Origin of the sequence: Rhizobium sp. ERR 1071, from assembly GCF_007828675.1 — a bacterium.
Classification (GTDB): Bacteria; Pseudomonadota; Alphaproteobacteria; order Rhizobiales; family Rhizobiaceae; genus Rhizobium; species Rhizobium dioscoreae.
In genome coordinates this window covers 317,771-343,112 of the sequence record NZ_VITM01000002.1, presented here as the reverse complement: position 1 = coordinate 343,112, position 25,342 = coordinate 317,771, and the positions used below count along the sequence as shown (strand labels likewise).

22 protein-coding genes are annotated in these 25,342 nt (G+C 60.3%); 6 read left to right on the top strand and 16 right to left on the bottom strand.

Features of this window, described 5'->3' with window-relative positions; genetic code table 11:
• Window positions 1-67 precede the first annotated feature (67 nt).
• The 3 genes from FBZ99_RS06950 to FBZ99_RS06940 all read right to left on the bottom strand — a co-directional run bounded on the left by FBZ99_RS06950 (window position 68) and on the right by FBZ99_RS06940 (window position 1,921).
• Window positions 68-574: a VOC family protein gene (locus tag FBZ99_RS06950; protein WP_113330269.1), complete on the bottom strand. Its 507-nt coding sequence runs from the start codon at window positions 572-574 to the stop codon at window positions 68-70.
• The gene (locus tag FBZ99_RS06945; protein WP_113330270.1) at window positions 574-963 is read right to left on the bottom strand and encodes a RidA family protein; all 390 of its coding nucleotides are present in this window, start codon (window positions 961-963) and stop codon (window positions 574-576) included. Before FBZ99_RS06945 ends, FBZ99_RS06950 begins: the two co-directional genes overlap by 1 nt.
• 61 nt (window positions 964-1,024) lie before the next feature.
• Window positions 1,025-1,921: a DMT family transporter gene (locus FBZ99_RS06940; protein WP_113330429.1), complete on the bottom strand. Its 897-nt coding sequence runs from the start codon at window positions 1,919-1,921 to the stop codon at window positions 1,025-1,027.
• 106 nt (window positions 1,922-2,027) lie between these two features.
• Here FBZ99_RS06940 and FBZ99_RS06935 point away from each other — a divergent pair, with 106 nt between their 5' ends.
• Window positions 2,028-2,591, top strand: a complete 564-nt coding sequence (locus FBZ99_RS06935) for a hypothetical protein (RefSeq protein ID WP_233788678.1) — start codon at window positions 2,028-2,030, stop codon at window positions 2,589-2,591.
• 50 nt (window positions 2,592-2,641) lie between these two features.
• Here FBZ99_RS06935 and FBZ99_RS06930 read toward each other — a convergent pair whose 3' ends face one another.
• Both FBZ99_RS06930 and FBZ99_RS06925 read right to left on the bottom strand, forming a co-directional pair.
• Window positions 2,642-3,253: an alpha/beta hydrolase gene (locus FBZ99_RS06930; protein WP_145632126.1), complete on the bottom strand. Its 612-nt coding sequence runs from the start codon at window positions 3,251-3,253 to the stop codon at window positions 2,642-2,644.
• Between the two features lie 15 nt (window positions 3,254-3,268).
• Window positions 3,269-4,201 (bottom strand): VOC family protein, encoded by a 933-nt coding sequence (locus tag FBZ99_RS06925; RefSeq protein WP_145632123.1) that lies wholly within the window; start codon window positions 4,199-4,201, stop codon window positions 3,269-3,271.
• A 223-nt stretch (window positions 4,202-4,424) separates the two neighbouring features.
• On the opposite strand from FBZ99_RS06925, the gene FBZ99_RS06920 reads away from it, so the two are divergent.
• Window positions 4,425-4,679, top strand: a complete 255-nt coding sequence (locus FBZ99_RS06920) for a type II toxin-antitoxin system Phd/YefM family antitoxin (RefSeq protein ID WP_113351622.1) — start codon at window positions 4,425-4,427, stop codon at window positions 4,677-4,679.
• Window positions 4,679-5,089 (top strand): type II toxin-antitoxin system VapC family toxin, encoded by a 411-nt coding sequence (locus FBZ99_RS06915; protein WP_113351623.1) that lies wholly within the window; start codon window positions 4,679-4,681, stop codon window positions 5,087-5,089. The genes FBZ99_RS06920 and FBZ99_RS06915 overlap by 1 nt, the downstream gene beginning before the upstream one ends.
• On the opposite strand, the gene ung is transcribed toward FBZ99_RS06915, so the two are convergent.
• Entirely contained in the window at window positions 5,083-5,784 is a 702-nt protein-coding gene (gene ung, locus FBZ99_RS06910; RefSeq protein ID WP_113351624.1) for a uracil-DNA glycosylase, read from the bottom strand. The genes FBZ99_RS06915 and ung overlap by 7 nt on opposite strands.
• Before the next feature lie 228 nt (window positions 5,785-6,012).
• On the opposite strand from ung, the gene FBZ99_RS06905 reads away from it, so the two are divergent.
• Window positions 6,013-6,552, top strand: a complete 540-nt coding sequence (locus FBZ99_RS06905) for an AAA family ATPase (protein WP_113351625.1) — start codon at window positions 6,013-6,015, stop codon at window positions 6,550-6,552.
• A gap of 12 nt (window positions 6,553-6,564) precedes the next feature.
• On the opposite strand, the gene FBZ99_RS06900 is transcribed toward FBZ99_RS06905, so the two are convergent.
• Window positions 6,565-9,012: a GcvT family protein gene (locus FBZ99_RS06900; protein ID WP_145632121.1), complete on the bottom strand. Its 2,448-nt coding sequence runs from the start codon at window positions 9,010-9,012 to the stop codon at window positions 6,565-6,567.
• A gap of 9 nt (window positions 9,013-9,021) precedes the next feature.
• On the bottom strand, window positions 9,022-9,900 hold the full coding sequence (locus tag FBZ99_RS06895; RefSeq protein WP_145632119.1) for a phosphotransferase: 879 nt from the start codon (window positions 9,898-9,900) through the stop codon (window positions 9,022-9,024).
• Window positions 9,901-10,211: 311 nt separating this feature from the next.
• Between FBZ99_RS06895 and FBZ99_RS06890 the strand changes: the two genes are divergently transcribed.
• The gene (locus FBZ99_RS06890) at window positions 10,212-11,021 is read left to right on the top strand and encodes a DeoR/GlpR family DNA-binding transcription regulator (RefSeq protein WP_145316257.1); all 810 of its coding nucleotides are present in this window, start codon (window positions 10,212-10,214) and stop codon (window positions 11,019-11,021) included.
• Between the two features lie 103 nt (window positions 11,022-11,124).
• Here the strand turns inward: FBZ99_RS06890 and FBZ99_RS06885 are convergent, their stop codons facing one another.
• A complete protein-coding gene (locus tag FBZ99_RS06885; protein ID WP_145632117.1) occupies window positions 11,125-12,750 on the bottom strand; it encodes a Hint domain-containing protein in 1,626 nt (541 codons plus the stop codon).
• A gap of 110 nt (window positions 12,751-12,860) precedes the next feature.
• Window positions 12,861-13,742 carry a LysR family transcriptional regulator gene (locus FBZ99_RS06880; RefSeq protein WP_145632115.1) on the bottom strand — a complete coding sequence of 294 codons (882 nt, stop codon included), beginning with the start codon at window positions 13,740-13,742 and terminating at the stop codon, window positions 12,861-12,863.
• A 115-nt stretch (window positions 13,743-13,857) separates the two neighbouring features.
• Between FBZ99_RS06880 and FBZ99_RS06875 the strand changes: the two genes are divergently transcribed.
• Complete coding sequence (locus tag FBZ99_RS06875) at window positions 13,858-14,880, top strand: YeiH family protein (RefSeq protein WP_145632112.1); 1,023 nt, start codon at window positions 13,858-13,860, stop codon at window positions 14,878-14,880.
• Here the strand turns inward: FBZ99_RS06875 and FBZ99_RS06870 are convergent.
• From FBZ99_RS06870 to FBZ99_RS06845, 6 genes are all read right to left on the bottom strand, one after another.
• The gene (locus tag FBZ99_RS06870; protein ID WP_145632110.1) at window positions 14,843-16,675 is read right to left on the bottom strand and encodes a bifunctional diguanylate cyclase/phosphodiesterase; all 1,833 of its coding nucleotides are present in this window, start codon (window positions 16,673-16,675) and stop codon (window positions 14,843-14,845) included. The genes FBZ99_RS06875 and FBZ99_RS06870 overlap by 38 nt on opposite strands.
• 145 nt (window positions 16,676-16,820) lie before the next feature.
• Window positions 16,821-18,605 (bottom strand): IlvD/Edd family dehydratase, encoded by a 1,785-nt coding sequence (locus FBZ99_RS06865; RefSeq protein ID WP_145632794.1) that lies wholly within the window; start codon window positions 18,603-18,605, stop codon window positions 16,821-16,823.
• Window positions 18,606-18,612: 7 nt separating this feature from the next.
• Window positions 18,613-19,497, bottom strand: coding sequence for an NAD(P)-dependent oxidoreductase (locus FBZ99_RS06860; RefSeq protein ID WP_145632108.1), 885 nt, complete (start codon window positions 19,495-19,497; stop codon window positions 18,613-18,615).
• Between the two features lie 275 nt (window positions 19,498-19,772).
• A complete protein-coding gene (locus FBZ99_RS06855) occupies window positions 19,773-22,970 on the bottom strand; it encodes an efflux RND transporter permease subunit (protein ID WP_113330282.1) in 3,198 nt (1,065 codons plus the stop codon).
• 120 nt (window positions 22,971-23,090) lie between these two features.
• Window positions 23,091-24,281 (bottom strand): efflux RND transporter periplasmic adaptor subunit, encoded by a 1,191-nt coding sequence (locus FBZ99_RS06850; protein ID WP_113330283.1) that lies wholly within the window; start codon window positions 24,279-24,281, stop codon window positions 23,091-23,093.
• A 170-nt stretch (window positions 24,282-24,451) separates the two neighbouring features.
• Window positions 24,452-25,264: an alpha/beta hydrolase fold domain-containing protein gene (locus tag FBZ99_RS06845; RefSeq protein ID WP_069611753.1), complete on the bottom strand. Its 813-nt coding sequence runs from the start codon at window positions 25,262-25,264 to the stop codon at window positions 24,452-24,454.
• Window positions 25,265-25,342: the final 78 nt, after the last annotated feature.

Here is a 25,342-nt window from a genome sequence, read left to right as displayed (position 1 = left end):
ATTTCTTCACATAGACAACAAGGGAGCCGGCAGAAGCCGATGATGAGGAAGCCTCGTTCAGCGCCTGTCATGCTAACGGTTTCGGTCGCGACAACCATTCCGAATAGGGCTTTACACCGAAATCTGGTTCGGCGGCCTCCTCAAGCACATGGATGAATTCGATCGAATGCCCGTCGGGATCCGAAAAATATTGCGAGACGGCCGGCATCCAACCTAGAACAACGGGTTCATCGAGCGGCTCGCCATTGAACCCCTTCGGCTGAATGCCACGAGCCTTCAATGCGGCTGCGGAGCCGAGTACATCGGCGAGAGAGGTTCTGAAGGCAATATGAAGGCGCATCTTGAGCGGGGAGCAGCCCGTTTCCCAAAGGCCCAACATGCCCATGCGTTTATCGTCGATCCAAAGGAAGGCGACATTCCTGCTCTCGATGACGGTCCCGACCTCCAGCTTCAGAACGTCGCGATAGAAGGCGATGGAGCGCTGGAGATCGGCAACCGTTAGATGCGTCTCGTAAAGTCCCAGAATGCGGGGGATTGATGGATCGGCCGAATGCTCGAGATGACCGATCGTCATCACATCACCTTGGCTGCCGTGACCTCGACCTCGACCAGGAACTCGGACCGCGTAAATCCGCCGACGATCAGCAGCGTAGAGACCGGCGCGGGATTTTGGACATAGCGATCACGCACGGCCATGTAGGCGGGAAAATCCTCGCGCGTGGTCACGAAACCACCGACGCGGATGACGTCGGCAAACCCCATGCCCGCCTCCTCGAGGATAGCGCCAATCGCCTTGAAACACAGCTCGGCCTGACCGGTGACGTCAGGCGGAATGCGATCGTCGGCACCGATGCCGAGCTGGCCGGATGTGACCAGCAGGCTGGCGCCTGGCGGCACCAGCAGGCCGTGATTGTAATTGCCGAAAGGGCGGCGGACGGATGCGGGGTTGAAGACCTTTTTCATCGATTCCGACTCCTGATGACTGAACCGATTTCAGCATTTTGAGACGAAAGGGGCAAGACGGTCAGTGCGTCCGTGTTGATGTCACCACCCGATTTCGCCGTATTTCCAACAGGATATGTCCGAACAATGCGGCAAGCACGATCGGCCCGCCGATGAGTGTCGCCGTCGAAGGACGCTCGGCGAACACCATCCAGACCCAAAGTGGCGTCAGCGGCACTTCGAGCGCCGTCAGCAGCGCCGCATCCGAGGCCGGCACCAGCCGCGAGCCGAAGGTGTAGAGGCTGAGACCCATGGCGTTCTGGATGATGCCGAAGGCGATGATCAGGCCAAGATCCTGGCCGGAGATCGAAAGCGGCGAGGCGAACCAGAAGGTAATGGAGGAACACAGCCAGGCGGAAAGCGCCATGGCCGGTAGCATCGGCACATCGCGATGCTGGCGCATGACGACGGCAAGGCAGGCGACGGTCAGCGTCATGATGGCAGCAAGCCCCTTGCCGAGCCAGCTGCCGCCATCGCTCGCATGGCCGGAAAGCATGACGAGCACGCCGATAAAAGCAATGCCACTCGCAATCAGCGTCCGCAAATTTGGACGCTCGCGGATGAAGAGGAAGGCGACGCCCGCGGTTACAAAGGGCACGGTTGCATAGATGACCATGGCATCGGCGACCGACGTGTAATAGATCGAGCCGATGCCGCTGATCATGGATGCGGTGGAAAAGATCGTCGCCGCCAGCGAAGGACCACCCATGGAACGCAGGATGCGAAAAGCGTTGCGGCGCTCGATATAGAAAAACAGCGCGAAGACGCCGAGGCCAGAGACGATGCCACGGCAGAACAGAATGGTCATCAGATCGGCATGGATCGCCCGCACGAACAGGCCGGAGGTCGACCAGGCGAGCGCCGAAAGCGCCACATAGGCCACGCCCAGCCTGTATTGCTGCTGTTCCGCCAGCGTCACGATGAAATCCTCCGCCCTATAGCGGCAGAGCATTAGCGGGCGGCAAGGATCCCCACAAGCAAAGCTTGCGTCGCTGCGTGTCGCGGACGCCGGAAGATGGCAAGGGTTGCAGGAAGGCCACGCCCCTTCCCGCTGGCAACCAGGAGACGCCTACCTACCCATTGGTATTGGCTGGATCATATTGATCTTGAACATATTTGTGATCGCTCTACGGTTCTGGCGGTCCGCGTCGAAGGAGAATCAATTGCGCCTGCTGTCGGCCACCTTGTTTGCGTGCGGCTGCGTCAGCCTGGTCGACGGTCCGCTATGGCCGCCGGCGCAAACCTATGTCGACAAGACGGTGCAATGCAGCCAGAGCAGCAATCCCTCCCGCTGCGAACATACACGCGATAGCTGGAAGGCCGATTACGAGGAAGCCATAGCGGGCGGGTATCGAGCGCAGAAACATGTCGCTTTATGCCTGAGCACAGGCTGCGATCAGGCAATCCAACCCGACAGGATGCTCGGCTGCGCCTGGCGCATGGTCATTGTCGAGACAAGGCATGCGCTACCGGACAGTATGGATTTTGCCAATCTCAACCGCTTCTGCGGAACGGACTATATTGACCAGAAGGGAAAACTCGCGGCAGCCTCTCAAGCGAAGGCGATGATGCGCCTGATCGGCAAATAGCAGGCTGCGCAGCAAAATCTCTGCCGCGCAACCGGTGTTTTGCGCAGGCCCTAAGCGTAGGGCGCTAGGAAACTGCGGATTGCCTCGATTTCGTTGGGCCTGATATCGTGGCCGCCTGGATGCCAATCCAGAGTGACCTCGGCATTCTGCCGCGTAAAGTAATCGGCGAGTGCCTTGGTGACTGGAGCGGGTGCGATCGGATCGCGCTCGCCTGCCGTAATCAGCACGCGCTTGCCCTCCAGCCTTGCATTGTCCTGCGGCTGGAACGGGATCAGCGGATGCATCAGCACGGCCGCATCGAAGAGATCGCCATGCTCGATCAGCACATTGGCAAGGATGTTCGCACCGTTGGAAAAGCCCAGACCAAGTACCTGCGATGCTCCGTATTCCGCCGCCAGCTCCGAGACATAGGCGACCATTTTTTCCGTGGCGCGGGCAAGATCGGCCATGTCATAGACGCCCTCGCCCGTTCGGCGAAAGAAGCGCGCTGCGCCATATTCCGAGACATCGCCGCGTGGCGAGACGATGGTAGCGTCCGGCAATAGGCGGGTGGCGAAATCGAAGAACTGGTTCTCGTCGCCGCCGGTACCATGGAAGGTAAAGAAGATAGGCTTTCCGGGTGCACCGGCCTTCAGCCGGTGCACATAAGTCGTATCGGTCATGATATCTCTCCTGGCTTAGCCTTCCAGCGGTTCGAGATGCTGTTCGATCAGCCCACGCAGATGCGCATGCTGTTCCGGCAGCCTCAGCGCTTCGCCGAGATGGGCCGTATCCTCGTCACGATCGAAGCCAGGTTCATTGGTGGCGACTTCGAACAGCACGCCGCCCGGTGTGCGGAAATAGATCGCCCAGAAGTAGTCACGGTCGATGACCGGCGTCACCTGATAACCCGTATCCATCAGCGCCTTGCGTACTTCGAGCTGCTTTGCGCGGTTTTCGACCGCGAAGGCGACATGGTGGACGGAGCCGGCGCCCGGCAGCGCCCGGTTGATGTTCGGCATAGTTTCGAGGTCGACATAATCGGCACCGTTGCCGCCGGGAATGGCAAGCCGCTTGATGCCGTCATGCGTATCGACCACCTCGTAACCCATGTACTTCAACAACTCGGCCGTCGCGCCTTCGTCCCTGAGCCGCATGGCCACGGAGTGGAAGCCTCTGATGGCATGCTCGGCATCGACGCCACCATGCGTCCAGGGCTGACGCTTATCGTCCTTGACCTCGACAAGCGCGAAGCCATCGCCATCTGGACCGGCAAAATGCAGGCGCTTCTGGCCGAAGGATTCGTCGGTCTTCAGGCCCTCGACACCGCGCTGGCTAAGCCGTTCGGTCCAGTAGCCGATGGAACCTTCGGGAACGGAATAGACCGTATTCCCGACTTCGCCGGTACCGGGGCGACCGCGCGCCATCTTCGGGAACGGGAAGTAGGTCATGATCGTACCGGGCGTGCCGATCTCGTCACCATAGTAGAGATGATAGACATCGGGAGCGTCGAAATTCACCGTCTTCTTGACCCGGCGAAGGCCGAGCGTGTCGGTGAAGAACTTGTTGTTGGTGCGGGCGTCTTCCGCCATCGAGGTAACGTGGTGAAGACCTTTGATCTGGTTAAGCATCTTAAACCCCTTGTCTCGCCTGCACCCGCAGGCGTTTCTCATGGGCAGAAGATGGTCTTGTCGGCGGCGTTTCGATAGCCCTCAATAGCCAAACGGATTGTCTTCAATGAGTGAACGATAATTTTGAATCGTTCACACCAAGACCCGTCTCGCCTCATCTCTTGATTCTAAATACGAGCAGCATTACCTTTTAAGCTAGACAGTCTAGCTAGCGGGGATTTCGATGAATTGGCCATTGCAGGATGCAAAGAACCAGTTTTCCAAAGTCGTACAGAAAGCACGCAGCGAAGGGCCGCAAATCGTCACCTTGCGCGGCGAGCCCGCGGCGGTCGTTCTGTCTGCCGAAGACTACGATGCACTTCTGGCTGGCAAACCGAGCCTTGCCGATGACTTGCTGTCAGGGCCGGTTTGGGACGACGAAATGGCCGAAGCCGTATCTAAGCGAGATAAAACGCCAAGCCGGGATGTTCTTTTCTGATGTATCTCGTGGATACCAATGTCGTCTCGGAAATCCGGCGCGGTAATTCCCAAGCGATTGCGTGGCTGCGCTCAGTCGATCCCTCCACCATTTATCTGAGTGTCATCACACTTGGAGAGATCATGCGCGGGATTGCGCTCAAGCGAAGATCAGACCCGCGTACCGCAACTCATCTGGAGGAATGGTTGCGCAAGCTCCGGCACGACCACCGCAATCGCATTCTTCCCATTACCGATCAGATTGCGGTCGAATGGGGACGTATCGCAGCACAACGACCGCGTGGTGACGCCGATGGGCTCATCGCAGCAACGGCGATCGTTCATGACCTTATCGTCGTTACTCGCAACATCGGCGATTTCGACGACACCGGCGCTTCAATCGTCAATCCCTGGGATCAAACGCCTTACTGAGCATCCGGATTGCTCGGCAGCGCCCAATCGATCGGATCCCGGCCATGCGCGACCAGATAGGCATTGGCCTTGGAGAAATGCCGGCAGCCGAGGAAGCCGTTATGGGCCGAGAGCGGCGACGGATGGGCCGCCTTCAGCACCAGATGGCGCTCGGTATCGACAAAAGCAGCCTTCTTCTGCGCGTAGGAGCCCCAGAGCATGAAGACGACGCCGTCGCATTCGTCGTTGACTCTGCGGATGACCGCATCGGTGAAGCGCTCCCACCCCTTGCCTTGATGTGATGCGGCCTGGGATTCCTCCACCGTCAGTACGCTGTTCAGCAGCAAGACGCCCTGCTTCGCCCAGCTTTCCAGAAAGCCGTGGCGGGCCGGCGGAATGCCGAGATCGGTTTCCAGTTCCTTATAGATATTGACCAGCGACGGCGGAATGCGCACGCCGGGGCGCACGCTGAAGCAGAGCCCATGCGCCTGACCGAAGCCGTGATACGGATCCTGTCCGAGAATGACCACCTGCACCTCATCAAGCGGGGTCAGATCCAGCGCGCGGAAATACTCGCTGCCGCGCGGAAAGATCACCTTGCCGCGCTGCTTTTCCTCGACAAGAAAAGATTTGAGCTGCTGCATGTAGGGGCTTTCGAACTCCTGCGACAGCGCCTCTTTCCAGCTCTCCTCAAGCTTGATGTTCGCCTCAGCCATCGTTTCCGGCCTCCGTCTGTTGTCAGCATATCGATTGAGGATGAAAGAGCCGGCGTGTCAAGAAAATGGCGGACGCCGCGGTGGAGAGATCACAGGTTTTGGAGATAGCGCAGCCTGCCTCCGGGCTTATCTCGTAAATGACGTATGATAGCAGCAGGACACGCAAGCGTTGACAAGGCCGCTCACTTCCGCCAATGGAAGCCATCCCAATTTTCCGACCGGTGTCTCATGCTTCCCTTGCATTCCCTTGGCGAGCGCATCGTTGTGCTCGGCCCTTCCAATGCCGGCAAATCAACCCTGGCGGTCTCCCTTTCCAAAAAGTTGGGTTTTCCGGCGGTACATCTGGATCAGCTCCATCATCTGCCTCATACCGATTGGCAACAGCGCCCTGAAGCGGAATTCGCTGCGCTTCACGACGCGGCGATTTTGGGCGAACAATGGATTATGGAAGGCAATTATACGCGCCTGATGCCGCAACGTTTGGCCCGCGCTACCGGCGCCATCCTCATCACCTCCAATCATTGGCTGCGCTTTTCCCGCTATCTCAAGCGGACCCTGATCAACCGCTCAGATCGAGCAGGGCATCTCGAAGGCGCCAAGGACAGCATCAAATGGGAGATGATTCACTGGATACTCGTGAAGACCCGCAACAGCGGCGCCAAATACGCAAAAATCCTACAGGAATCCGGGTTGCCAACGGTAGAATGCCATACGGCGGAGGCTCTGAATAACCTTTATCAGGCGTGGGATCTGCCGAGCAGGCGATAGACCTCATATCAATCACCCCTTGATCCGTACCATCTGCGGATCATAAAGCGGCTTCAGCGACACCCGGCACGGCACGCGGCTCTGCGCGACATCGAGCTCATAGCGCCCCGAAAGCACGAAATCCTCGGTCACCCCTATGGGATCGCGGACATAGCCGTAGCCGATCGCCTTGCCGATCGTGTAGCCATAGCCGCCACTCGATAGCCAGCCGACGCGCTGGCCGTCGCGATAGATCGTCTCGCGGCCGAGAAGCACGATTTCGGGATCGTCGGGTACGAAGCAGGCAAGCATCTTCTTGACGCCAGAGGCTAACTGCCGCTCGATCGCCTCGCGCCCACGGAATGCGATGTCCTTCTTCGTCTTCACCGCCCAGGCAAGCCCGGCTTCAACGGGCGTGTGATCCGGCCCAATATCCGAGCCCCAGGCGCGATAGCCCTTCTCCAGCCTGCAGCTCTCGATGGCGCGATAGCCGGCATTGACGAGGCCGTGCTCGCGGCCGGCGGCCATCAGCACGTCATAAACGGTCGTGGCATATTCCACCGGCACATGCAGCTCATAGCCGAGTTCGCCGACATAGGTGATGCGCAGCGCCCGGACGGGGCAGCCGGCGATGCCGACGGTCTTCACCTTGCCGAAGGGGAACGCGGCGTTCGAAACGTCGGCCGAGGTCACGGCCTGCAATATCTCGCGCGACTTCGGCCCCATCAGCGACAGCACTGAATAGGCGGAGGTGACATCCACCAGCTCCGCATGCATCTCGGATGGAATATTGCGGGCGATCCAATCGAAGTCGTGCGTGGCGAAGCCGGTGCCGGTGGTGATGTAGAATTCGTTCTCGGCAATGCGGGCAACGGTGACATCGCATTCGATGCCGCCGCGATCATTGAGCATCTGGGTGTAGGTCAGGGCGCCGACAGGCTTGGCGACATCATTGGAAGCGATCCATGAGATCGCCGCCTCGGCATCCCTGCCCTTCAGCACGAATTTGGCGAAGGAGGTCTGGTCGAAGATCACGGCCGCTTCGCGCGCAGCCCTATGTTCGCGGCCGACCGCATCGAACCAGTTCTGCCGTCCATACGTGTACTCGTCCTTCGGCTCCTCGCCGGCAAAGAGATCGGCAAACCAGTTCGGCCGCTCCCAGCCGAGCTTTTCGCCGAAGCAGGCACCCTGCGCCTTCAGCCGATCGTAGAGCGGCGACTTGCGGCAGGGGCGGCCGCTCGAATGCTCCTCGAAAGGCCATGCCATGGTGTAGTGCTTGCCATAGGCTTCCAGCGTGCGGGTTCGCACCCAGTCCGTATCGAAATGCGGGCGACCGAAGCGTCTGATATCGACCGGCCAGAGGTCGTAAGGCGGCTCGCCCTTGGCGATCCATTCGGCGAGCGCCATGCCCGCCCCGCCGGCAGAGGCGATGCCGAAGGCGTTGAAGCCGGCACCGACGAAGAAATTCTTCAGTTCCGGCGCCTCGCCGAGAATAAAATTGCCATCGGGCGTAAAGCTCTCCGGCCCACAAAGCAGCTGCTTGACGCCGGCCGTCTGCAGCGCCGGCACGCGCACCAGCGCCTGCTCCATGATCTGCTCGAAATGGTCGAAATTGCTGTCGAGCAGCGTGTAGTGGAAATCTTTCGGAATACCGTCGAGCGCCCAGGGGATGGGATTGGGCTCATAGCCGCCCATGACAAGCCCGCCGACCTCCTCCTTATAGTAGGTCAGCCGGTCCGGATCGCGCAGCGTCGGCAGGTTGGAAGGCACGCCGAAGGATTCGGTGATGAGATATTGATGCTCGACGGAGACGAGCGGCACGTTGACGCCGAAGCGGCCGGCAAAGGTCCGAGTCCATTGCCCGGCGCAGACGACGACGCGCTCGCATTCGATACGGCCTTTCTCGGTGATGACGGCACGGATCCGGCCCTTGTCGATCTCCAGATCGAGAACTTCGGTATCCTCGAAGATCGACACGCCGCTCATGCGGGCGCCCTTTGCCAGCGCCTGGGTGATATCGGAAGGATTGGCCTGTCCGTCCGTCGGCAGGAAGGCGGCGCCGACGAGATCGTCGACATCCATCAGCGGCCAGAGATCGCGCGCTTCCTGCGGCGTCAGCAGGTGCATCTGCAGGCCGAAGGATTGCGCCGTCGTCGCCTGCCGCTTCACCTCCGTCCAGCGCTCCTCATTGCAGGCAAGCCGCAACCCGCCATTCATCTTCCAGCCGGTGGCAAGCCCCGTCTCCGCCTCGAGCTTCTTGTAGAGATCGACGGAATAGCCGAGCATCTGCGTGATATTGGCGCTGGTGCGCAGCTGGCCGACGAGGCCGGCGGCGTGGAAGGTCGTGCCCGAGGTCAGCTTCTTGCGCTCCAGCAGTACGGTATCGGTGAAGCCGAGCTTGCCGAGATGGTAGGCGGTCGAGCAGCCGATGATGCCGCCGCCGATGACGACGATCTTTGCTGTAGTCGGCAGTTCCTTCATGACGTCACCTCAAGAATTGCAAAAATCCTGCCAGGCGCTCTCGAACCGCCGCAGGTTTTCAGCTGTATAGGAAGAATAATCGAATTCGATGTCGGAATGGATTTCCGAAACCATGCTCCACATCGTCTCGCGCAGGAGTGAGGCGCATTTCATCGCCTGATAGCGCCGGCGCAGATCATCGCTGACAGAAGCATCGAAATAGGCCTCCAGCATCGCCTCTTCCTGCGTCTCGGAGAATTCATTGTTGGAGGCAAGGCCACCCAGATCGAAAAGCGGCGTGTTGAAGCCGGCATAATCCCAATCGATCAGCCAGAGCCGCTTGCCATCATCGAGGAAATTCGCCGCCAGCAGATCGTTGTGTCCGAAGGCGATTTCGAAAGGACCGGCTTCACGCTCGAGCCGCTCCGCGATCTCAAGAAAGGAACGCAGCCTCGGCTTGTGGCGACTGCCGCCAGCCTCCAGGAGAGCCGCATAGTCCCTGACCACGTGAAAGACCCAGAAGATGGCCGCCGGTCCGCGAAAATGCCTGGCGACGTCCCGATGGCAGGACCGGACGAGCGGCACGACCCGGCTCATCATGGCCGGCTTTCTTATATCATCGGCCGATAGCGGGCTTGCGTCGATATAGTCCAGCACCAGTATGCCGGGCTCATGATGGATCACAGCAGGTGAAAGACCGGCTGCATGGGCCGCCCTGCTTGCGGCCACCTCGTTGGTGCGGCTGATGTGATGAACCGGAATGTCCGATCCAAGCCGCACGACGAAGCGGCGACCATTATCGCCAACCAGATAGTTGCGATTGGTAATGCCGCCCACCAGCGGTTCGATGTCGATCGGCCCGCGCCAGATGCTGAGAGAATGTATCCTGTCTTCCGCCGTCGCAGTCATTCCCCCTCCGGTCCTGCTGCTGAGCATCTTTCCGATCTGAAAAGTTCCTCACAAACGTAAAGCTGTCAAGAACTTCCCCACAAAATGAAACGAATATTTGGCTTTTTGTGGAATTGAGGCGCCATCTCCAATCGGATGAGCTATGGATATCCCAAAGACTGCGCTTCACCGTAGGTGAGATTTGTCTTAAAAACTCAGGCGCGAAGCAACCAGATTGAGGTTGCGTGCATTAACGCCTCCGGCGGCAACGGAACCGGCCAGTCGAAAGCCACGCAAGTTTGGGATCAATACCCATAACAGGATCAGGAACCATGTCGGGCATATCCCAGCCACCGCTTCACTCCAATCATCGCGAGCGCGAAATACTGGAAGAGCTGCGTCTGGCAGGCGGCGCAAGCCGCATCCAGTTTCTGGCCGAACGGCTCGGCGTTTCAGAGGAAACCATCCGCCGCAACATCCGCAGCCTGGAGGCCAACGGCCTTGTGACCAAGGTGCATGGCGGGGTCCATATCAAGGACTCGATGATCGAGCCGCCGCTGCATCTGCGCATGAACGAGAATGCCGAAGCCAAGCGGATGATAGCCGCCTCGGTCGCCGCGATGATCGAGGATGGCGATGCGCTCTTCCTCGATGTCGGCTCGACCACCGCCTTCATCGCCGTCGCGCTGCAGAAGCATCAGAACCTCTTCGTCGTCACCAATGCGGTCGCTGTCGCCCATGCGCTCGCGACCCGCAACGGCAATCGCGTCTTCTTCGCCGGCGGCGAGCTGCGCGGCCATGATGGCGGCGCCTTCGGCATGGAGGCCGCCAATTTCCTGCGCCGCTTCAATGTACGCCACGCGATCCTTTCGGTCGGCGCCATCAACGCCGCCTCGGGCTTCATGCTGCACGATCTGGAAGAAGCGGAATATTCGCGGGAGGCAGCTAGCCGCGCCGAAAACCGCATCGTCGTTGCCGACAGCGCCAAGTTCGGGCGCAGCGCGCCGATCGTTCTGAGTGAACCGGAAAACTTCAACGTTCTGGTTACGGACGAACAGCCACCGGCAGACATTCGCGCCATGCTGGAGCGCAACGAGATCGAACTCGTCATCGCCAACCGGCAACGGGATGAGCGACGTTGAACTGAGATGCATCAGTTTTCTGAGGTAATCCTGACGCGACTGCATCGATAAGGCTTCAGTCAGGCAAGAGGAGGAGCCTCCTAATCGATCCTAGCATGAACGATCAGGCAGCTTGCTCTTGGTCTCGCTCGATTGCAGGTTCTTCGGAAGACTGTGGTGGGATCCAATGCGGCACCGCCGGACCTGCAAATTCGAAAGTTAGCCGAAGAATCCCACCGTAACCTTCCCATAACGAAGAAGGCAGGTGCGCGCGGCCGGCAGTCCAGCGCCGACGGCCATCCTCGACATAATGGAAACCATCATTCAGCCTATTGTCGTCAGCGAAAATATGCCTGGGCTCCGCTACGCCATCCTCAATGACCAATCTCGAAAAGCAGACGCCGAGCCGGCGGCCATCGCCTGAAGAACTGACGAGATTTGGCGCCCCCCATTCCGAGGCAAGCCATAGTTCCGATACTGACGACCGGACGCGGAACTCTGCCCTGCCCTCGTCGATCATGGGATCAATGCGTTGCCCGTCGGCAATGAGATGTATGTCGGCGAAAGGATCGTCACTCAAGGTCCAGCCCATATCCAGAGCGCGTGCATGGATTTGCATTCGCACAGCCTCGATCAGCGGTCCATCTGAGACATAGGTCAGGCATCTTTGTTCGTGATCGTTCACCAGCTGGATCGAAGCGCCCATCGTTTGAGAAAAGAAGCTTCGATTGCCATGATCGACGTAGCTTTCAGTCGGCAATCCGTTCGTCACGAGAATGTCATGCTCATCCAGTTCGACATGCCAGTATGTGACTTTTGCGCATTCGACATGGTCGATCGTTGCTCCATTCACGAGCACTGAAGCAGGCATCAGAACATCGGTTACGACAGTGACGCAAATTCCATGAGCCGGAGAGACGATGAGGTCATGCGAAGGCTTATTGGGCCCTAGAGCCCCCGCGGCAATACGAACCGGCCAGCATGCCCGAGGATCATTGGCACTGGCGCAATCGAGCTCCGTGCTTCCGATCCAGCGGATGGGGCGAAGTTGCGATGATGCCGTAATAGCAACATCGCCAATCCGCAAATCCTCGACCGGAATATCTCCCCGTGTCGTGCGGATGAGAGTCCCCGTGACAAAGCAAACGACGATCGTTCCTGTAGCCGCGTCCAGTATGAACCTGGAGGGGTCAAGGTCACCAGCGAAGTTGAGCGTATAGTTGCCAGCGGTCGTGACGAAGGTCGCTGTCTGACCATCGACCGAGATATTCGAGACCGCTCCTGGACCGTTATATGTAATGGTTGCCGCGTAATTGTTGAGCGTATCGACAGTCCCGTCAAATTGCGTGGAAAAATTAAAGTGCGCGCCAGGATTCAATTGGACCAATTGAGAAGAGCCAGACCCTCCCCATTGATAGAAGCCGTCAACAATCACCGTACCGACGGCAGAAGTAACGCCACTACCTGCTTCTATTTCAGACGAGGGGCCAATGTAGAGGGTCCCGCCGCCGGCAATCGGCCCATCTATCTTGAACCAGGACGGATGAACACCGCCATACGCGGAGAGCGTACTAGTGGGCGAAACAAAAACACCGGCGAGATCAGGGTGATTTCCCCAATGGGGGCCGATTGTATCACCATTGGCGATGATAACGGAATCTCCATCGCCGGGAACCCCATTGGGAGACCAGTTCCCAGGATCAATCCACACATCTTTGGAGATATTGCCTGTCCAGGTATAGGTTGCCATCGATACATCCTCGGATCCTGACGCCGGCCGAGTGCGCCTATCGGTTACCGAGCATCACGCTAGCATTCAACTCTCTTATTAGTCGAGTCGAATATACAGATTCGTCACCGTCAACCCCGGCACATCGCCTCCAGCGCCTGGGCTGCCTTGCTGGCATGACGCTCCTTATGGCGCAGCAGCCGGAAGCTGCGGACGGGCAGATCGAAGGTTGCTTGAACCAGCAAACCCTGCCCGAGGTAGGCCTTAGCCGCAGCACTGGAAACAGCCGCGGCGCTTTCCCCGGCACAAACCGCCGACAGTACGGCCTCATTCGAAGGAAGGACGAGCGCCACATCGAGATCTCGCGGGTTTGCACCAAGCCTGGCAATCGCGTTCTCGAATTCCGAACGCGTGCCCGAGCCCTCCTCGCGCATCACCCAGGACGTGCCGCTGATAAGGTCGGCGGTGGTCCGTTGCCGTCCATCCGCCCAGGGATGGTGTGGCGGCACGACGATCACAAGCGCATCCTGTGCGACGATCTTCATCGACAGCGCCGGCGCATCCACTTCCCCCTCGATGAAACCGAGCTCGGCCGCACCATCGATAACCGCTTCGGTGACGGTACGGGTATTGCCTATCGTCAGATCCAGCTCGATACCGGGATAATCGCGGCGAAACCGCATCAGCAAGGGCGGTAGCCAATAGCTGGCGATGGTCTGGCTTGCGCAGAGACTGAGCCTACCGCGCTGCAATCCGCCGAGTTCGGACAGCATCAGTTCCGCCGAACGTACGCGTGCGAGCGTCGCCTTGGCTTCTCCGAGGAAGGATCGTCCCGTCTCCGTCAGCTCGATCCGACGGCCGACGCGATGAAACAGCTCCACTCCGTAATAGGCCTCAAGGTTCTTGATCGCGGAGCTGACGGCGGATGGCGTCAGATGGATCGCTTCGGCGGCATTGGTCAGATGCTCTCGCTCCGCGACGGCGACGAAAATGGCGAGCTGTTCGAAGGTCATGGGAAATCATTCTAATTTATCGAATAAAACATAGGATAATATTCGATGGATGTCGACATCGACAGATGAGACTTTCCAGCCGTCACCAAATCACAAGACACGAATGACGGCACCCATGTCCATCGCTCAACGCGCAAACGAGATCCTTCCCGGCTTGGCCCTCACCTCGGCTGTAGCCCTTGTGGCCTATGCTGCGGATCATGTTGAAGTAGGCCTCCTCGGCGGACGGTGGATCGAAAGCCTGGTGCTTGCTATCGCCTTCGGCATCGCCGTCTGCACGATCAAGCCGCTGAAGCCGGCCATGAAGCCGGGCGTCGATTTCAGCGCCAAGTTCCTTCTGGAAATCGCCATCGTCCTTCTCGGCGCGTCCATCAGCCTTTCGGCGATCCGCGGCGCCGGCGTCTGGCTGATCGCCGGGATCGCCATTGTCGTCGTGCTGTCGATCGCCGCCACCTATCTCATCGGTCGGGCGCTCGGCCTGCCGCCGAAGCTCGCAACCTTGATCGCCTGCGGCAACTCGATCTGCGGCAATTCGGCGATCGTGGCCGTAGCGCCCGTGATCGAGGCCGACTCGCAGGAGATTGCCGCAGCGCTTGCCTTCACCGCCGTCCTCGGCATTGTCGCCGTGTTCCTGCTGCCGCTTTTCTATTTCCACTTCGGCATGAGCGTACCGCAATACGGGACACTTGCTGGACTGACGGTTTATGCCGTGCCGCAGGTCTTGGCGGCGACCGCGCCCGTCGGCCTGCTCGCTGTACAGACCGGCACGCTCGTCAAGCTCGTCCGTGTCCTGATGCTCGGCCCGGTTATCTTCCTGCTCGGCATCCTCACCAAGGCTGAAGCCTCAGGCAGCGATGAAAGCAGCGGCCATCACCATTCTCTGGTCCCCTGGTTCATCTGCGGCTTCCTGGGATTGATGACGCTACGCTCCTTCGGGCTGATCCCGGATATGCTGGTGACACCGATGGAAACTGTTTCGGGTATTCTGACCGTCATCGCCATGGCAGCGCTCGGCCTGTCGGTTAGCATCCGCTCCGTCGCCCATGCCGGCGGCCGCGTGATCGCGGCAGCGACACTATCGCTGTTGACGCTGGGCGCCATCAGCTATGGTCTGATCCTCGCCCTGCAGCTTCAGTAGCATGTGCGGCAACGCTGACTGAAGACCGCCCCGAGCTCGACGCCTCGGCCGATTTCAGCAATGCTGCAGTCTCGCTTTCGGAAGAAGGATAGCCGATAGCATAGCCCTGAAGTTCATCGCAGCCGACCTCGGCCAGAACGAGCGCGTGATCCTCGGTCTCGACCCCTTCGGCGACCACCTCGACATTCAATGTGCGTGCGATTTCGATGATAGAGCCGACAAGACGACGCTGCTCCTCGGACACCGTAACCGCAGTCACCAATTGCCGATCTATCTTCAGCCGCTTCGGTTTGAGTTTGACGAGGCCAATCAGCGAGGCATGACCGGAACCGAAATCGTCGATCTCGATATCGATTCCCATCTCCTTGATGCCGGCGATATTGGCAAGCACCGCCTCGTCGGGTTCATCCAGGAAAATGGTCTCCACCAGCTCGAAGGCGATGGCGTGGCGCGGTATTCTGAGCGCCCTCAATCCGTCGATCAGGTCGGGATCGGCAAGCCGGCGACCGGAGATATTGACAGCGATGCGCGGCGGTGAAAGACCCTGCGAAACCCAGGCTGCCCGATCCGCCAGTGCGCGCTTCAGCACGGCCGCATCGATCTCCGCGGTAAATCCATATTCATCGGCGACCTTGAGGAAGGCTACGGGGCTTAGCAATCCCCTTCCCGGATGCCGCCAGCGTGCCAGCGCCTCCAATCCGACGATGCGGCGGCTCTGCGCATCCACTTGAATCTGATAGAAGGGCTCGATCTGCCGCAGCACCGGCGCCAATCGCAACTCATCGGCCAGGCGGCGTTCTGCATGCAGATCGGACTGGAGCTGTGGCGTGAAGAACTCCACCCGGTTGCGGCCGAGTTTCTTGGCTTGAAAAAGGGCGACATCGGATTCTGCCAGAAGATTGCCTGCGCCACTCGTCTGGCCCATCGCCACGCCGATGGACGCGCCGATCTTCAGCATCTCGTTGCCGAAACGCACTTCGCGGCGCAATCGCGATAGAATATCGCCGGCGATCGCCTGAAGCCTTTCGACACTGGCGATATTGACCAGCACGGCCACGAACTCGTCACCGCCGATGCGGGCAACAATGTCGTTGGCAGTTATCGCTCCGGAAATGCGGGCGGCGGCGCTTTGCAATGTGGCATCACCGGCCGCATGGCCCCATTTGTCGTTGATCTCCTTGAATCCATCGAGATCGATATGGAGGATTGCAAGAGTGCCGATAGACGCATCGTTGCGCAATTCGGCCAGACGCCGGTCGAAATACCGGCGGTTCGGAAGGCCCGTGAGATAATCGTGATCGGCGGCATGTTCTATTCGCGCCCGGCTGTGCTCCAATGCAACGGCACGCGCTTCGGCGATAGCTTTTTGACCGCTCAGCTCGCGATTGAGCAGGACGTCGGCGGTGACGTCCCATTCCGCGCCGATGAAAGAAGGCGCCCCTTCGGCATCCTCATAATAATGCGCGCGCGAGCGCAGATGACGCACCTCGCCTCCGGGCAGGATGATGCGGAACTGAGAATTATAGAAACCCTTCCTGGCCAGCGCGACATCGAAGTCGTGGACGGCCCCTTCGATATCCTCCGGATGCAGCGCGTTCATCCAGACGTCGGAGGAAACCCTATGCTCGTGAAGTCCGGTCCCGTAGAGCTTGTGCATCTGCGAGTCCCAGAGCAGTTCCTGCTCGTTGACATTATGCTGCCAGACACCGATTTGAGACGCCTCGAGCGCCAGCTCCAGCCTCCTTAAAAGGTCCTGGAACTCTTCTTCGCTTCGTCCTGATGTCGTCTCTGCCAAAGAGCACCACCCCGTTCGGAAACTGAAGAGACTAACTAACCGCAGCCAATTATAGTTGCACTACTCCCTTTCGCGAACTTTAATGGCTGCGCAAGCTACCCAAATTAACAGCAGCACTGCAATCCTTGCCAGCGGCCGGCGCCTGTCAATGGTTATGCCGCGGCGGATTGGCAGCGATGTCGCGAAAATCGGCGGCGCCATCCAGCACGGCTCCGTCGGAAAGCTGCGTGACCGAACGACGATAGATGCGCTGCCACGGCGTCGCATCCGGCGGTACCACCGGAATGCCATCGCCTTTACGACGCGCAATCTCCGCCTCGTCCACCAGCATGTCGCAGCGCCCCTGATTGAAATCGATGCGGATGATATCGCCGGTCCTGAGCCAGGCAAGCCCGCCACCGGCCGCACTTTCCGGCGAGGCATTCAAAATGGAGGGGCTGTCGGCCGTGCCAGATTGACGCCCGTCGCCGATCGTCGGCAAGCTCTTGATGCCCCTTTTTAGAAGATGATCTGGCGGCTGCATGTTGACAACTTCGGCCGATCCCGGCCAGCCGATCGGCCCGGCGCCGCGAATGACGAGAATGGTCTTTTCGTCGATGCCGAGAGCGGGATCGTTGATGCGCTTGTGATAATCCTCGGAGCCGTCGAAAACGACTGCCCTGCCCTCGAACACGCCTTCGTGGCCCGGCTCCTGCAAATAGCGGCTGCGGAACTCCTCTGAGACGACGCTAATCTTCATGATGGCGAAATCGAACAGATTGCCTTTGAGCACCAGGAAGCCGGCGCGCTCCTTCAGCGGCTCGCCGAAGGGACGGATGACCTCGCGATCCGTCGCCTCCCGGCCCTTCAAATTCTCCGCCATCGTCCTGCCTGTCACCGTCGGACAGCTACCATCCAGCTTGCCGGCCTGCAGCAGCTCCCACATGATGGCCGGAACACCGCCGGCGCGATGGAAGCGCTCGCCGAGATAGGCGCCCGCCGGCTGGACATTGGCGAGCAGCGGAATGTCGAAGCCGTGTACTTGCCAGTCGTCGGGGTAAAGCTCGACGCCGGCATGCTTGGCCATAGCGGCGAGATGCGGCTGCGCATTGGTCGAGCCGCCGATGGCGGAATTGACCCTTATGGCATTGAGGAAAGCCTCACGCGTCAGCACGTCCGAAGGCTTGATATCCTCCAGCACCAGCTCGACCGCCCGCCGGCCTGTGCGATAGGCCATCTGGCCGCGCTCGCGATAGGCGCCGGGAATGGCGGCACAGCCGGTCAGCGACATGCCAAGCGCTTCCGCCATGGCGTTCATGGTCGAGGCAGTCCCCATGGTGTTGCAATGGCCGATCGAGGGCGCCGAGGCGAGCGAGGCTTCCATGAATTCCTCCTCGTTGATCTCGCCTGCCGCCAGTTTGCGGCGCGAACGCCAGATCACCGTGCCGGAGCCGGCAAGTTCACCCTCATGCCAGCCATCGAGCATCGGACCGCCGGAGAGAACGATCGCCGGAATATTGACTGTCGAGGCCGCCATCAATGCCGATGGCGTGGTCTTGTCGCAGCCGGTCGTCAGCACGACGCCATCGAGCGGATAGCCATAGAGCACTTCGACAAGGCCGAGATAGGCGAGATTGCGGTCGAGCGCAGCCGTCGGCCGCTTGCAGTTCTCGAAGATCGGATGGGTCGGAAATTCGATCGGAATACCGCCGGCATCGCGAATCCCGTCGCGCACGCGCTTGGCAAGATCGAGGTGATGGCGGTTGCAGGGCGTCAGATCGCTGCCGCTCTGGGCAATGCCGATGATCGGCTTGCCGGACCGCAATTCCTCCGGCGTGATGCCGTAATTCATGAAGCGCTCGAGATAGAGCGCCGTCATATCGATACGATCCGGATTGTCGAACCAGTCCTGCGAACGCAGACGACGCTTGGATGCACCCTTATCGCTCATCTCTTCCTCAAGCCTTTCCTCGGGCATTCTTGTCTTCCAGATGCTGCAGCAGGCCGCTGTGATCCTGCTCGCCACCGCCGTTTTCGACGAATTCGGCAAACTCCGCTCGAACGGCTTCGGTCAGCGGCAGATGAAGCGACAGGTTCTGCGCCGCCGCCAGCACCGTATCGAGGTCCTTCAGCTGGTTGCGGGCGGTGCCGCCAGGCTCGAAGTTGCGCTCGATCATGCGCTGGCCATGCAGCTCCAGAATCCGGCTTTCGGCGAACCCACCGCGAATAGCGTCACGAAACGCCTCGCGCGAACCGCCGCCGGCCTCGACCAGTAGCATCGCTTCCGCGACGGCCCCGATGGTCACGGCAACGATCTGCTGATTGCCGAGTTTTGCGAGCTGGCCTGTCCCGCTCGGACCGACACGGGTTACGCGCCCGAGAGGCGCCATGATATCGCGCACGCTGTCGATGACGCCGGCATCGCCACCAGCCATGATCGCGAGCGTTCCGGCGGCCGCCCCGACCACGCCACCGGAGACCGGCGCATCGATGTGTCGGATACCGCGCTCGGCGAGTTTGAAGGCATGTTCGCGGGCAACGGCCGGCGATATCGAGCTGTTGTCGATAACGATCGCGCCAGCCTCCAGCACATCGGCCACGCCGCTGCCGAACAGGACTTCGCCGACAGCTCCGCCATTCGTCAGCATTGTGAAAAGCACCGCGGCGCCTCGCGCCGCCTCCACCGCCGTATCTGCGACGGTTGCACCGTCGGCAGCCAGAGGTTCCGCCTTGCTGCGATCGCGATTCCAGACGGTCACGGCAAACCCGGCCGCCAGCAGACGCCGCGCCATCGGCGCCCCCATCAATCCCGTGCCGAGAAAAGCGATCTTCCTGCCGCTCATAGACTATCCTCCGAATGCGGCGCACGAGCCCCGAGGCTATATGCTATCGCCCTTTGGGTTTTTGCGCCGACGGGCCGCTCCTCATGCCCGATGTACGTCAATCAAATCATCCAAGAGCTTGATAAACCTATGGTGCCAGCATGCAAAGAAAATCGGTGGCCCGACCGAAAATTCTTCGGCACTGAATTCGCAATAGGCCGGTAGATAAGAAAAGGCGGGACCTTAAGGTCCCGCCCCTGGCCTGTCGAGGACTGGAGGTCGGTTCGGCACGGCCCCTATTCGGCGGCGATCGGGAGTACCTCCGCCGAATGCTCGTTGTCATTGTGCGGATGCTGCTTCAGCGGACGGTTGCCCGTCAGTCGACGGGTCAGCACGTAGAACACGGGCGTCATGAAGATGCCGAAGAAGGTCACGCCGATCATGCCGGCAAACACCGCGACACCCATGGCAGCGCGCATTTCGGCACCGGCACCGGTCGAGGTGACCAGCGGCACGACACCCATGATGAAGGCCATGGAGGTCATCAGGATCGGGCGCAGGCGCAGGCGACTGGCTTCGATCGCGGCCTGGACCGGCGTGCGGCCCTCGAATTCCAGCTCGCGGGCGAATTCCACGATCAGGATGGCGTTCTTTGCCGACAGGCCGACCAGCACCACCAGGCCGATCTGGGTGAAGATATTGTTGTCTCCACCCGTGAGCCAGACGCCGGTCAGCGCCGCCAAGACGCCCATCGGCACGATCATGATGATGGCGAGCGGCAAGGTCAGGCTCTCATATTGGGCAGCCAATACGAGGAAGACCAGGAGCAGCGCCAGCGGGAAGACGACGACGCTGGAATTGCCCGCCAGGATCTGCTGGTAGGTCAAATCAGTCCATTCGAAGTCGATGCCGGGCGGCAGCGTCTCGTGCAGGATCTTCTCGATCGCCGCCTGTGCCTGGCCCGACGAGAAACCGGGCGCCGGACCACCATTGATGTCGGCTGCCAGGAAGCCGTTATAGCGGTTCGTGCGTTCCGGACCGGTCGTGGCATCCACCTTCAGCAGGGCTGAAAGCGGAATCATCTGACCCGATGCCGAACGAACCTTCAACTGGCCGATATCTTCCGGCTGTGCGCGGAACTTGGCATCGGCCTGCACACGGACGCTGTAGGTGCGGCCGAAGGCGTTGAAGTCGTTCACATAGAGCGAACCGAGATAAATCTGCAGTGCCTGGAAGACGTCGGTGACGGAGACCCCGAGCTGCTCGGCCTTGGCGCGGTCGAGATCAGCAAAGAGCTGCGGCACGTTGATCTGGAAGCTCGAGAAAATGCCGGTGAGTTCCGGTGTCTGGTAGGCTTTGGCGATCACTGCCTTGGCCGCCTGATCGAGCACCTGGTTGCCGAGGCCGGCGCGATCTTCGATCTGCAGCTTGAAGCCGCCTGTCGTACCGAGGCCGTTCACCGGCGGCGGCGGGAACATGGCGATGAAGGCATCCTGGATGGCGCCGAACTTGTGATTCAGTGCCATGGCGATCGCCCCGCCCGAAAGGTCCGGCGTCTTGCGCTCGTCGAAGTCCTTCAGCGTTACGAAAACGATGCCCGCATTCGAGGAATTGGTGAAGCCGTTGATCGACAGACCCGGGAAGGCGATCGCATTGGCAACGCCAGGCTGCTTCAACGCGATATCCGTCATGCGCTTAATCACGCTTTCCGTACGGTCAAGGCTTGCGGCATCCGGCAACTGTGCAAAGCCGATCAGATACTGCTTATCCTGCGACGGCACGAAACCGCCTGGAACCGTTGTAAACAGGCTATAGGTCGCGCCCACCAGCGCGAGATAGACCACCATGACGATGCTCTTGCGCGACACCAGGCGGCCGACGCCCTTGCCGTAATATTTCGAACCGGCTCCGAACGCCCGGTTGAAGCCGCGGAAGAACCAGCCGAAGACCGCGTCCATGATCCGCGTCAACCGATCCTTCGGCGCATGGTGGCCCTTCAGGAGCAGGGATGCCAGCGCAGGAGACAGGGTGAGCGAGTTGAAGGCCGAGATGACGGTCGAGATGGCGATCGTCAGCGCGAACTGGCGGTAGAACTGGCCGGAGAGGCCGGAGATGAAGGCGAGCGGCACGAAAACCGCGACGAGGACCAGCGCGATCGCGATGATCGGACCGGAGACTTCCTTCATGGCCTTGTAGGTGGCGTCTCGCGGATTGAGCCCGGCCTCGATATTGCGTTCGACGTTCTCCACCACCACGATCGCGTCGTCCACGACGATACCGATCGCCAGCACCAGGCCGAAGAGGCTGAGCGCGTTGATCGAGAAGCCGAAGACATACATCACGGCAAAGGTGCCGATGATCGACACCGGAACGGCGATCAGCGGGATGATCGAGGCGCGCCATGTCTGCAGGAACAGAATGACCACCAGGACAACGAGCGCGATGGCTTCGAGCAGCGTGTCGATAACCTTCTCGATCGAGGCGCGGACGAATTTCGTCGTGTCGTAGACGATCTCATACTTGACGCCCGCCGGCATGGCCTGCTGCAGCACGTCCATGGTCGAGCGCACGTTGTTCGCGATCTCGATCGCGTTCGAACCGGGCGCCTGGAGAACCGCGACGGCGACCGCCGGCTTGCCGTCGAGCAGCGAACGCAGCGTATAGTCTTCCGCACCCAGCTCGACGCGAGCGACGTCGCGAAGGCGGGTGATCTCGCCATTGGCGCCCGTCTTGACGATGATGTTGCCGAACTCCTCGGGCGTGCGCAGGCGGCCCTGGGCATTGACGTTGAGCTGCAGATCCACGCCCGGCCGGCTGGGTGAGGCACCGATGATGCCGGCCGCAGCCTGGACGTTCTGGGAGCTGATCGCATTGCTGATGTCGCCGGCGGCAAGATTATGCTCGGCCGCCTTCTGCGGATCGATCCACACGCGCATGGAATAATCGCCGGCGCCGAAGACCTGCACCTGCCCGACGCCCTCGATCCGGGCGAGCCGATCCTTGATGTTCAGGGTCGCATAATTTCGCAGATAGGTGATGTCGTGGTCGGCCCCGTCCGAGACGAGGTTGACGACCATGATGAAGTCGGGCGAGCTCTTGACGGTCGTGATGCCGAGAGCACGGACTTCCGTGGGTAGGCGCGGCTCGGCCTGCGAAACGCGATTCTGCACGAGCTGCTGCGCCTTGTCCGGATCGGTGCCGAGCTTGAAGGTGACGGTCACATTAAGAACGCCGTCCGATGTCGCTTGGCTGGACATGTAGAGCATGCCCTCGACGCCGTTGATCTGCTCTTCAAGCGGCGTCGCCACCGTTTCGGCGATGACGGTCGGGTTAGCACCGGGATAGGTGGCACGCACGACAATCGACGGGGGCACGACCTCTGGATATTCGGAGATCGGCAGCGCTCTGAGGCCGATCAGGCCGGCGACCACGATGAGGACCGAAAGAACACCGGCAAAGACCGGACGGTCGACAAAGAATCTGGAGATGTTCATATCAAAGCCCCCTCTGGGGTAAGAACGGATGCAAAATTCCCGTCCGACGATTTGAGAGCCGCCGGCGGATCATGTGATTTTGGAATGTCGGCCTTCTGCCCACGGGCAGAAGGCGAAGTCTTACTGAGCGGTCGCGACCTTCTCTGCCAACTGCGGCGCGACGACCGCACCGGGACGGATGCGCTGCAGCCCGTTGACGACGATCTTTTCGCCGGCTTTCAGGCCGTTCTCGATCACTCGCTGACCGTCGACCACCGATCCGAGCTGGACCTGCCGGTAATTGACCTTGTTCTCGCCATCCACGACGAAGACGAACTTCTTATCCTGGTCGGTGCCGACTGCACGGTCGTCGATGACGATCTTGTTCTCGGCCTTCGGTTGGCCCATGCGAACCCGCACGAACTGGCCGGGGATGAGACGGCCGCCCGGATTGTCGAAGACGGCTCGAACGCTGACGGTGCCGCTCGCCGCATCGACCTCGTTGTCGATCAACTGCAACTTGCCCTTGATCGGCGTGCCGTTGTCGCTTGCCGTACCGATCTGAACCGGGATCTGCTCGACTGGCGGAACGATGCCGCCGGTAGCCGGCAGTTCGGACAGCGCCTGGGTCACGGTCTGTTCGTTGGCACTGAAGCTCGCATAGATCGGGTCGACCGAAACGAGCGTCGTCAGTACTGAAGAGGACGCGCCGGCTGCAACGAGGTTGCCGACGGTGACGGCGATCTTGCCGACGCGGCCAGCGATCGGGGCGCGGACCTGCGTGTAGTCGAGATTGAGCTGCGCTGTCTGCAAGGTTGCTTGCGCGGCCTTCAGATTGGCTTCCGCCGCAGCATAGTTGCTGGCGCGCGTGTCCATATCGCTCTGCGAGATCGTCTTGTTGTCGAAGAGCTTCTGGCCACGGTCGACCTCGACTTTCGTCAGGTTGAGAGTGGCTTTCGCCGCGCCGACCTGCGCCTGAGCCTGGGCGACGGCCGCCTCATAAGGTGCGGGATCGATCGTGACAAGCAGGTCACCCTGCTTGACCAAGGCGCCCTCGCGGAAATGCACGGACTGGATCGCCCCAGCCACGCGCGGCCGGATCTCGACGCGGTCAATGGCTTCGAGCCGGCCGGAGAATTCCTGCCAGGATGTGACGTCGCGCGGCTCGACGGCAGCAACCGTAACGGGGATAGCCGGCGGTGCCGCCTGGCTCGCCGCCTCGGTTGCCTGAGCGCCGCGCGGCAGCTCCAGATAGAAGGCTGCGCCTGCAACAGCCGCAGCAACACCCATGCCGGCGCCCCACAGGGCCCAGCTCTTACCGTTGGACTTCATGTTAGTCTCTCCTTTGGCCCCGGCTTGGGACACGGGACCACAAATTCCTATCGTCTCAATAAAATCAGGGGCCGAAGCACCGCGCATCCGCGTGACCATCGCTCCGGTCTCATGCCTTCGACATCAGTCCAATCCGCGCTCATCCCTCGCGGACCGCATACCCTAGTCGATCAAGCCTGCACGTCTTCGACAAAACCCTTGAAACAACAGCAGATATCCTGCTGCCATGAAGGCTTGTCCTTCGACTGCCCGCCATAGAGAGTGGGCCAGCCTGTCCCGGCGGGAAGGACTTGCTGGCGAACACGGACGCCAGCCGCTTTCAGCCGACTGCCGTATTCCATGCTCTCGTCGCGGAGCGGGTCGTCCTCGGCCGTGAGCACCAATGCCGGCGCGAGGCCCGAAAGCCGCGAACAGTATCGAGGCGCTGCATAGGGGTGACAGACACCGCCCAGGAAACCCAGGTAACGGTTCCAACCCTCCGTCCAGCGCTCGCGCATGCCGCTTTCCTCCGCCTGGAGGAAAGATTTCGACCCCATGAAGGGATCAAGCAAAGGCGATATCAAAACCTGTCCGTCCAACGAACCCGGTATTTGATCGCGCGCCTTTAAAGCGACGCCCGCTGCAACATTGCCACCCGATTCCTCTCCGGCGACAAACAGCAGCGATTTTTTCGCTCCGCCCAGCGCAAGCATGTTCCGCTTGTTGCTGAGGTAGGCGAGAAGCCCGTAGGCGCATTCCAGCACCTTCGGAAAAGCATTCTGATTGCAGCTGGTATAATCCGCCGCAACCACGATGGCCCCAGCCTCAGCGAGGCTTGCCGCCACCGGCCTGTTGGTCGCGTGACAGGTATCAAGAAAAGCGCCGCCGTGCAGATAGAGCACAAGGGGTGCCGCCTTCTTCAAACCTTCACCGTTGTAGATCCGCGCTTCCACCGGCCCCGTTGGCACGTTTTCCAGCACAACATCTTTCCACGGCGCACTCATCGACCCAAATCCCTGTCTGCTCGAGCGAATATGTTCCAATCCAAAAAGCGGTTTACCACGCTTTGCGACCATATTCTC

Coding starts and splice junctions, on each gene's coding strand:
- FBZ99_RS06875 (WP_145632112.1), top strand. CDS start 13,858: ATGTCCATCGCTCAACGCGCAAACGAGATCCTTCCCGGCTTGGCCCTC.
- FBZ99_RS06945 (WP_113330270.1), bottom strand. CDS start 963: ATGAAAAAGGTCTTCAACCCCGCATCCGTCCGCCGCCCTTTCGGCAAT.
- FBZ99_RS06930 (WP_145632126.1), bottom strand. CDS start 3,253: ATGACCGATACGACTTATGTGCACCGGCTGAAGGCCGGTGCACCCGGA.
- FBZ99_RS06880 (WP_145632115.1), bottom strand. CDS start 13,742: ATGACCTTCGAACAGCTCGCCATTTTCGTCGCCGTCGCGGAGCGAGAG.
- FBZ99_RS06850 (WP_113330283.1), bottom strand. CDS start 24,281: ATGAAGTCCAACGGTAAGAGCTGGGCCCTGTGGGGCGCCGGCATGGGT.
- FBZ99_RS06895 (WP_145632119.1), bottom strand. CDS start 9,900: ATGACTGCGACGGCGGAAGACAGGATACATTCTCTCAGCATCTGGCGC.
- FBZ99_RS06950 (WP_113330269.1), bottom strand. CDS start 574: ATGACGATCGGTCATCTCGAGCATTCGGCCGATCCATCAATCCCCCGC.
- FBZ99_RS06845 (WP_069611753.1), bottom strand. CDS start 25,264: ATGAGTGCGCCGTGGAAAGATGTTGTGCTGGAAAACGTGCCAACGGGG.
- FBZ99_RS06900 (WP_145632121.1), bottom strand. CDS start 9,012: ATGAAGGAACTGCCGACTACAGCAAAGATCGTCGTCATCGGCGGCGGC.
- FBZ99_RS06865 (WP_145632794.1), bottom strand. CDS start 18,605: ATGAGCGATAAGGGTGCATCCAAGCGTCGTCTGCGTTCGCAGGACTGG.
- FBZ99_RS06890 (WP_145316257.1), top strand. CDS start 10,212: ATGTCGGGCATATCCCAGCCACCGCTTCACTCCAATCATCGCGAGCGC.
- FBZ99_RS06885 (WP_145632117.1), bottom strand. CDS start 12,750: ATGGCAACCTATACCTGGACAGGCAATATCTCCAAAGATGTGTGGATT.
- FBZ99_RS06920 (WP_113351622.1), top strand. CDS start 4,425: ATGAATTGGCCATTGCAGGATGCAAAGAACCAGTTTTCCAAAGTCGTA.
- FBZ99_RS06925 (WP_145632123.1), bottom strand. CDS start 4,201: ATGCTTAACCAGATCAAAGGTCTTCACCACGTTACCTCGATGGCGGAA.
- FBZ99_RS06915 (WP_113351623.1), top strand. CDS start 4,679: ATGTATCTCGTGGATACCAATGTCGTCTCGGAAATCCGGCGCGGTAAT.
- FBZ99_RS06855 (WP_113330282.1), bottom strand. CDS start 22,970: ATGAACATCTCCAGATTCTTTGTCGACCGTCCGGTCTTTGCCGGTGTT.
- FBZ99_RS06905 (WP_113351625.1), top strand. CDS start 6,013: ATGCTTCCCTTGCATTCCCTTGGCGAGCGCATCGTTGTGCTCGGCCCT.
- ung (WP_113351624.1), bottom strand. CDS start 5,784: ATGGCTGAGGCGAACATCAAGCTTGAGGAGAGCTGGAAAGAGGCGCTG.
- FBZ99_RS06860 (WP_145632108.1), bottom strand. CDS start 19,497: ATGAGCGGCAGGAAGATCGCTTTTCTCGGCACGGGATTGATGGGGGCG.